The sequence below is a fragment of the Paenibacillus sp. 3LSP genome (assembly GCF_032465655.1).
In the GTDB taxonomy this organism is placed as follows: domain Bacteria; phylum Bacillota; class Bacilli; order Paenibacillales; family Paenibacillaceae; genus Fontibacillus; species Fontibacillus barengoltzii.
The window spans coordinates 26,595-32,999 of record NZ_JAWDJI010000204.1 but is presented as its reverse complement, the minus strand read 5'-3'; the positions used below and the strand labels follow the sequence as shown (position 1 = coordinate 32,999).

Here is a 6,405-nt window from a genome sequence, read left to right as displayed (position 1 = left end):
AACAAGGGGTTATACCCCAAGAGCAAACCACCCGTTGGACGGGTGGTTATGATTTTATTTGGGGAGTTTGAAGCGCCAGTCGTACCTAAACTGCAAAAGTGCAGTCCATTTCTGGCAAAACCTTGATTTTACGTCGATGAAATGTAAAAGTACATCTTATTGAAGGCAATTTAGCGCTTAAAGACACTTTTGGCGGAAACAAGCTGCACTTTTACAGTTGAACGGATGCAAACAGCGTATTTGGGTAATATTCAACTGCACTTTTACAGTTAAACGCATGCAAAGGCACATTTAAATGAAACTTAACTGTAATTTTGCATTTGAAGAATTAGATAGTATGCCGCGGCGGTTTGTGGGAATCCCTTAAATCTTTTATACTTAAAGGGATAGCACCTGGGAGGAGGAGAAGGAACGTTGCATGGCAAAGTTGCCTTAATTACCGGGAGCGCCAAAGGCCTCGGGAAGAAAACAGCGCTGACGCTGGCAGAACAAGGCTGCCATATCGCGCTGAATTATGTACATAGCAAAGCGGAAGCGCTCTCCCTCCAATCGGATATCGAGCGCCTGGGCGTCCGCTGCATCGCAGTGCAAGCCGACGTCTCGCGCCGGGAGCAAATCGAGGACCTGGCCCGGCAAGTGAACGAGCAGCTTGGCACGATTGACATCCTGGTCAACAACGCCGGACCGTTTATCCGCGAACGCAAGCTGTTCGCTGACTACAGCCAGAGTGAAGTGCTGGCCATGATCGAAGGGAATTTGGTGGGCAGTTTGCTGCTGGATCATCTCGTACTGCCTGGGATGCGGGAGAAGAAATGGGGGCGGATTATCCATTTCGGCTTTGGTCATGCCGCGGAGTCGCGCGCCTGGCCGCATCGGGCGGTTTATGCCGCAGCGAAAACCGGGCTGGTGTCTTTTACGAAGACGCTGGCCGTCGAGGAAGCCCCTTATGGTATCACTGTAAATATGGTTTGCCCCGGCGACATTCGCGGGAACCAGAAAGAGATGTCGATCCATGAAGTTCGCGGTCTCCGCGATGGAGAGACGCCGCTGGGACGTCCGGGAAGCGGGGAGGATATCGCTCGCGTGATTGCGTTTTTGTGTCATCCGGATTCGGATTTCATCACCGGCAACATTATGGACATCTCCGGCGGACTCGACCCGATCCGGCCGTGGATCAAGCCTTCATAAGCGGGTTTCACCGACCCAACAACAAAAAAACCCGGCCATCCGACATTTTGCCGGAGCCGGGTTTCGTTTAAAACCCTCCTGCTGAAGAGCAATAATTCATGGATTGCGGATTAAAATACTTGTACGACCTCTTCTACGCCTTCCACTTCTTCAAACAGAGCGCGTTCGATCCCTGCTTTGAGGGTGATCGTGGAGCTTGGGCAGCTGCCGCAGGCACCCATCAGTTTCAGTTTCACGATGCCGTCTTCTACGTCGACGAGTTCGACGTCGCCACCGTCACGTTGCAGGAAAGGCCGCAGTTTGTCCAATACTTCCAATACTTCATCATACAATTTATCTTGTACGTTTTCACTCATTGTTTTCAACTCCTTTCTTGCCTTATTATATTACAAAAAGTCAAAAATTTAAATGCTTCTTCATGGGGAGGACGGAAGATGAAACCGATCCTTGAATATTGTACGAACAATGCCAGTTTGGGCACGGACGAAGCGATTCGGAAAGTGAAGGAGCAAGTCGATTGTGATATTTATGAGTACGGCTGCCTGACCGCTTGCGGCACGTGTTATTTGTTTCCGTATGTGCTGGTTGACGGCGAGCAGGTGGAGGGGGAAGATGCGGACCAATTGGCCGAACGTATCCTGCAAAAAATCAGGGAGGCCCATCCCTAACGAATAGGACTCCCTGACGTATTATTCGTAGACCTTCAGTTCGTTGTAGAACGTATCCCGTTCAACCGGTATGCGTCCGGCCCCTTTGACGAGCCAGATCAGTTCTTTCAACGTTAAGCCTTCCGGAGTTTGCGCACCAGCCGCATGGCTGATTTGCTCCTTCAGAATCGTGCCGTGCACGTCCGAAGCCCCGAAGGCTAAGGCAACCTGCGTCAACTGGACGCCGATATTGATAAAGTAAGCTTTGATGTGCTGGATGTTATCCAACATCAAGCGGCTGATCGCGATCGCTTTGAGATCCTCAAAGGCCGAGTTGCGGCGCATGATGCTGGCGTTCTTATTACGCGGTTGCATGGACAACGGAATAAATACTTGGAACCCGCCGGTTTCATCCTGCAGATCGCGGATTTGCAGCATATGACGAACGCGATCTTCGTAGGATTCGATGGAGCCGTACAGCATCGTCGTTGGGGTCTTCATTCCCAATTGGTGCGCCGTCCGATGGACGTCCAAATATTGGTCGACGTTGGCTTTCTCCACCTTCATCTTCTCCCGATATTGATCCGACAAGATCTCCGCACCGCCGCCAGTTAAGGATTCAAGGCCGGCTTCTTGCAGCCGCATCAGCACTTCCTTCGTGCTCAAACCGCTGAGCCGGGTGAAGAATTCGATCTCCGCCGCCGTATACGCCTTGATGGTCACATGCGGGAAGTTCTCTTTCAGCGCTTTGAGCGAGTCCACATAATATTGGAACGGCACGTGGTTGTTGTGCCCGCCTACGATATGGAACTCACGGACGCCCGGGGTGATGTGCTGCTTCACGTAAGCGACCATTTCCTCCCCGGAAAGCGTATAAGCCCCTTCTTCTCCTTGATCCTTGCGGAAGCTGCAAAACGCACAATGCGATTCGCAGACGTTCGTGAAGTAGAGGCTCATATTTTCGATAAAATATACCTTTTTCCCGTTCTTACGCAGGTTAACTTCATTTGCTAATTGCCCAATCGTCAATATATCATTGCTCTCATATAGATAGACACCGTCTTCGAGGTTGAGGCGTTCGCCTTGGCGGACTTTGTCCACAATTTCGGCCATTCTCTTGTCGGTGTTTGGGGTGACTACAGTGAACATGACGTTCCCTCCGTTTCCAATTGCATAAATACCTCGTATCCTAACAGTATGAATTACCTACCTATTATAAACCTCACATTCCAAGCGGGCAATAAGCCGAGGGTGAAGAGATAAAGATTGGCAACTAGAAAGATCACAGTTGTTGAGCGATTGGAGGAGAAGGAGTATAATTTTTCGTAAAGGAGTGAGTGCATAATGATCAATATTAGCGACAGCGCCATGGCGCGGATTAAAGATATGATAGCTCAAGAAGAAACCCCTAATATGTTCCTGCGTGTCGGAGTGAATCCCGGCGGTTGCAGCGGCTTTTCCTATGGAATGGGCCTGGATGATCAGGAGAGCGAACAGGATGTCTATATGGACATCAAGGGGCTGAAAGTCGTTGTGGATAAGGACAGCATCCGTTATTTGAACGGTCTGGAGATCGACTTCAAGGAATCCGGCATGAGCGGCGGCTTCACCATCCACAACCCGAACGCCATCGCCACCTGCGGCTGCGGGCAATCGTTCCGCTTTAAGGACGAGGAAGGCGCGCCGCAACCTTGCGATTGATTGGATACAAATTAAGGACTCTTCCCATCGGAAGAGTCCTTTTTTCATGACTGTGATTCAGGCGGAGGCTCGGGAAGCTCAACCTGCTCAGCGGCAGTCGCATTCGGTTCCTCATACAAATGAGAGCGCCGTTCGAACCATTGGAACAGATGGGTGAAGATCACCTTCAGCACAGCGTAGCCCGGTACGGCGAGGATCACGCCCAGTACACCAAACAGATTGCCGGCAGTGAGGATCACGAAGATGATGGTGATCGGATGAATGCGCAACGTCTTGCCCATAATTTGCGGCGAAATGAACTTGCCTTCGATGAGCTGGACAACCGTCCAGACGACGATCAGCTTCAGCAGCATGATCGGCGAGGTAACGATGGCCACGATGATCGCTGGGGTGATCGCGATCGCCGGCCCAAGGTACGGAACGATGCTCGTGAACGAGGCGATGATCGCCAGCGTCAGCGAATAATCCAGGCCGATGATCACGAAGCCGACATACATCAGCGCCCCGATGCAGAAGCTGACGATAATTTGCCCGCGGATGTACGAGCTGATCTGGTTGTTCATCTCGGTCATCACATGGTGCGTCTGTTCACGGAAGCGTACGGGCACGTAACGCAGGATGAACTTCGGCAGCTTCTTGCCGTCCTTCAACAGATAGAATAAGATGAACGGCACGGTGATGATGGCCAGCACGACGTTCTTAACGGCTCCAAGGAAGCCGCCGATGCCGGACCAAGCGTTGTTCAGCAAAGCGGTCCCTCGCTCCGATAATGTGTGGGACAGATCGTCCAGATTAAAGCCGGTCGACTCTTGGACTTGATGGAAGAAGTTGCTGCCGATCAAGCTTTCGAACTGTCGCTGCACCTCCGCCGTATATCGAGGTAAATTTTCAATCAAACTCAAAATCTGCTCCTGAACCAACGGGATCACGGTCATAATCAACACCGTGAGGATCCCCGCGATAAACAGATATAACCCGGTAATCGTGTAGACTCGGCGGATGCGCTTCGTTTCCAGCCAATCCACCAGCGGATTGAGCAGATAATAGATCGCTCCGGTAAGCAGAATCGGGAGCAAGACCGTTTTGAGCAACACCGTAATAGGTCTAAACACGAACGGAATATGGGCGAACACCAATATATTCAAGCCAATTAGCAAGACAACGAGCAAAAACACCACAAAACGGTTATTTAGAAAAAACCTTTTGAATCGGTCCCCCCAAGGTTGCGTACTTCCCATGCCAATAGAACCTCCTGTATCTTTCTACTATCCCCAAGTCACGATAATTTCTATGTAGTAATACGCATAAATGTGATTTGGTTCCCGTTTTTTTGTGAAAAAAAGCCCGGAAGCGATCTACAAGCGATGCTCCGAGCTTTTTCTGTGCGGTCAGGAGCTCCCGACCTGCTTTAGAAAAATTGACGATTTACCATCATAACGACCATGCAGGCCGCTGCCAGAGAAAAGACGATACAGCCGATTCCGAGACCTTTACGCGTTGTTCTGGCCATTTTGATACCCGTGAGGAACAATGCGACGGTAATGCCGGCCAGTACCAACGACATGGCGATCATGGCAAACCAATAGAGGACCTCGAACAGAGCTGCCTCAAATGAAGAACCTTCTGTATTCAAAGCTTGTGAACTCTCCTTCCTCTGCTAGTCATAGACCAACGTCTCCCCTTAATATACGCGAAAACCCTCGCTTTGCATAGAAAGACCCTGCCTGACAGCCGTACCGGAGAAAGGGCTTAAGCCTTGGACAATCATCCAAGAATACGAATCTACAAATGAGTACTATACCGTATAGTGAGAGGAAGGGGATGGTGTCATGGCGGGGAGACAATTGGCCAATAAGTGGCTCAAGACCGAAGCGCTTCTCAGCAACGCGGTCGTGGCCGCCCACATACCGCAAACCCGATTGTACAGTGCCGATTCGTTAAGAAGCATGCTGCATCAGTTCGGCATGGTCGTCATTAAACCCCTCCGCGGCGGCGGGGGGTATGGTGTAATTAAGGTAACTTATGGAGGCGGAGTTTATGCTTATACCTATATGTCCCGGACACGCACGTTTTCCAGCTTTGAAGCGATGTTTCGTTCCTTAAACCGAGTGAAGGTCGGACGTAAGTATATGATCCAGCAAGGGATTCATTTGGCCCGAATTGCCGGACGCCCGATCGACTATCGGGTGAAGGTCGTGAAAGAGAACGGAGTTTGGGTTTATCGCTCCATGGTCGGCCGGTTAGCCCGACCTGGGTTGTTCGTGACCAACTTGTGTAAGGGCGGGACGATGCTTAGTGCCCGTGCAGGGCTCAGCCGGTCCCTGGGCCGCAAAATTGCCGCCAGCAAGAAACGGGAGATGCGTACGTTAACGAATATGAGCATACAGATTCTGGAGGCTCGGTTTCCGGGGATCGGGCAGCTTGGGTTTGATTATGGTGTAGATCGGAACGGAAAGATCTGGATTTTTGAGGTAAATACGCGGCCACAATAAGCTCGGATTGTCGGAAAATAAAAAAATTTTTGGAGAAAAATGGGAACAGATGTCCTGTGAATAACTTTTGTCCACATTATCCCACTAGCTTTTTCAACGGTTTTCGATATTTACTAACACGTTATTCACAGGATTTCCACAAGGGTTTGTGGATAACAAGAACACTTGTTCTACTAAACTTTTCCTGTTATGATGGGGAAAATACTAGAAAGGATGTGTTATCAATGGCGCTGTTAACGGATGAGTTGCTCCTCGAATCCTATCAGAAAGCAACCGAACTGCAGTTGGATCGGGAGTTTATCGCACTGCTGTTAGCAGAAATTCGCAAACGCGAATTAGAGCTTACCGCGCCGTCCGTTTTGCACTAATTGTGGACA

Annotated in this window: 9 protein-coding genes; 5 read left to right on the top strand and 4 right to left on the bottom strand. The window is 50.3% G+C overall.

Translation table 11 applies throughout. The features are described 5' to 3' along the window. Positions 1-414 precede the first annotated feature (414 nt). Positions 415-1,188 carry an SDR family oxidoreductase gene (locus tag RW092_RS17445; protein ID WP_016310953.1) on the top strand — a complete coding sequence of 258 codons (774 nt, stop codon included), beginning with the start codon at positions 415-417 and terminating at the stop codon, positions 1,186-1,188. A 110-nt stretch (positions 1,189-1,298) separates the two neighbouring features. On the opposite strand, the gene RW092_RS17440 is transcribed toward RW092_RS17445, so the two are convergent. After that, entirely contained in the window at positions 1,299-1,544 is a 246-nt protein-coding gene (locus RW092_RS17440; protein WP_009224772.1) for a NifU family protein, read from the bottom strand. A 78-nt stretch (positions 1,545-1,622) separates the two neighbouring features. Here RW092_RS17440 and RW092_RS17435 point away from each other — a divergent pair, with 78 nt between their 5' ends. Continuing rightward, positions 1,623-1,856, top strand: a complete 234-nt coding sequence (locus RW092_RS17435) for a YuzB family protein (RefSeq protein ID WP_016310954.1) — start codon at positions 1,623-1,625, stop codon at positions 1,854-1,856. Positions 1,857-1,877: 21 nt separating this feature from the next. Here RW092_RS17435 and mqnE read toward each other — a convergent pair whose 3' ends face one another. After that, positions 1,878-2,984: an aminofutalosine synthase MqnE gene (mqnE, locus tag RW092_RS17430; protein ID WP_016310955.1), complete on the bottom strand. Its 1,107-nt coding sequence runs from the start codon at positions 2,982-2,984 to the stop codon at positions 1,878-1,880. Positions 2,985-3,179: 195 nt separating this feature from the next. Here mqnE and RW092_RS17425 point away from each other — a divergent pair, with 195 nt between their 5' ends. After that, positions 3,180-3,536 carry a HesB/IscA family protein gene (locus tag RW092_RS17425; RefSeq protein ID WP_016310956.1) on the top strand — a complete coding sequence of 119 codons (357 nt, stop codon included), beginning with the start codon at positions 3,180-3,182 and terminating at the stop codon, positions 3,534-3,536. Between the two features lie 44 nt (positions 3,537-3,580). On the opposite strand, the gene RW092_RS17420 is transcribed toward RW092_RS17425, so the two are convergent. Next, positions 3,581-4,774, bottom strand: coding sequence for an AI-2E family transporter (locus RW092_RS17420; protein WP_016310957.1), 1,194 nt, complete (start codon positions 4,772-4,774; stop codon positions 3,581-3,583). A 170-nt stretch (positions 4,775-4,944) separates the two neighbouring features. Continuing rightward, positions 4,945-5,169 (bottom strand): hypothetical protein, encoded by a 225-nt coding sequence (locus RW092_RS17415; RefSeq protein WP_009224804.1) that lies wholly within the window; start codon positions 5,167-5,169, stop codon positions 4,945-4,947. 196 nt (positions 5,170-5,365) lie between these two features. On the opposite strand from RW092_RS17415, the gene RW092_RS17410 reads away from it, so the two are divergent. Then, positions 5,366-6,028 carry a YheC/YheD family protein gene (locus tag RW092_RS17410; RefSeq protein ID WP_316010804.1) on the top strand — a complete coding sequence of 221 codons (663 nt, stop codon included), beginning with the start codon at positions 5,366-5,368 and terminating at the stop codon, positions 6,026-6,028. Positions 6,029-6,252: 224 nt separating this feature from the next. Continuing rightward, positions 6,253-6,396, top strand: coding sequence for a sporulation histidine kinase inhibitor Sda (sda, locus tag RW092_RS17405; RefSeq protein WP_016310959.1), 144 nt, complete (start codon positions 6,253-6,255; stop codon positions 6,394-6,396). Positions 6,397-6,405 lie beyond the last annotated feature (9 nt).

Coding starts and splice junctions, on each gene's coding strand:
- RW092_RS17420 (WP_016310957.1), bottom strand. CDS start 4,774: ATGGGAAGTACGCAACCTTGGGGGGACCGATTCAAAAGGTTTTTTCTA.
- sda (WP_016310959.1), top strand. CDS start 6,253: ATGGCGCTGTTAACGGATGAGTTGCTCCTCGAATCCTATCAGAAAGCA.
- RW092_RS17425 (WP_016310956.1), top strand. CDS start 3,180: ATGATCAATATTAGCGACAGCGCCATGGCGCGGATTAAAGATATGATA.
- RW092_RS17410 (WP_316010804.1), top strand. CDS start 5,366: ATGGCGGGGAGACAATTGGCCAATAAGTGGCTCAAGACCGAAGCGCTT.
- RW092_RS17435 (WP_016310954.1), top strand. CDS start 1,623: ATGAAACCGATCCTTGAATATTGTACGAACAATGCCAGTTTGGGCACG.
- RW092_RS17440 (WP_009224772.1), bottom strand. CDS start 1,544: ATGAGTGAAAACGTACAAGATAAATTGTATGATGAAGTATTGGAAGTA.
- mqnE (WP_016310955.1), bottom strand. CDS start 2,984: ATGTTCACTGTAGTCACCCCAAACACCGACAAGAGAATGGCCGAAATT.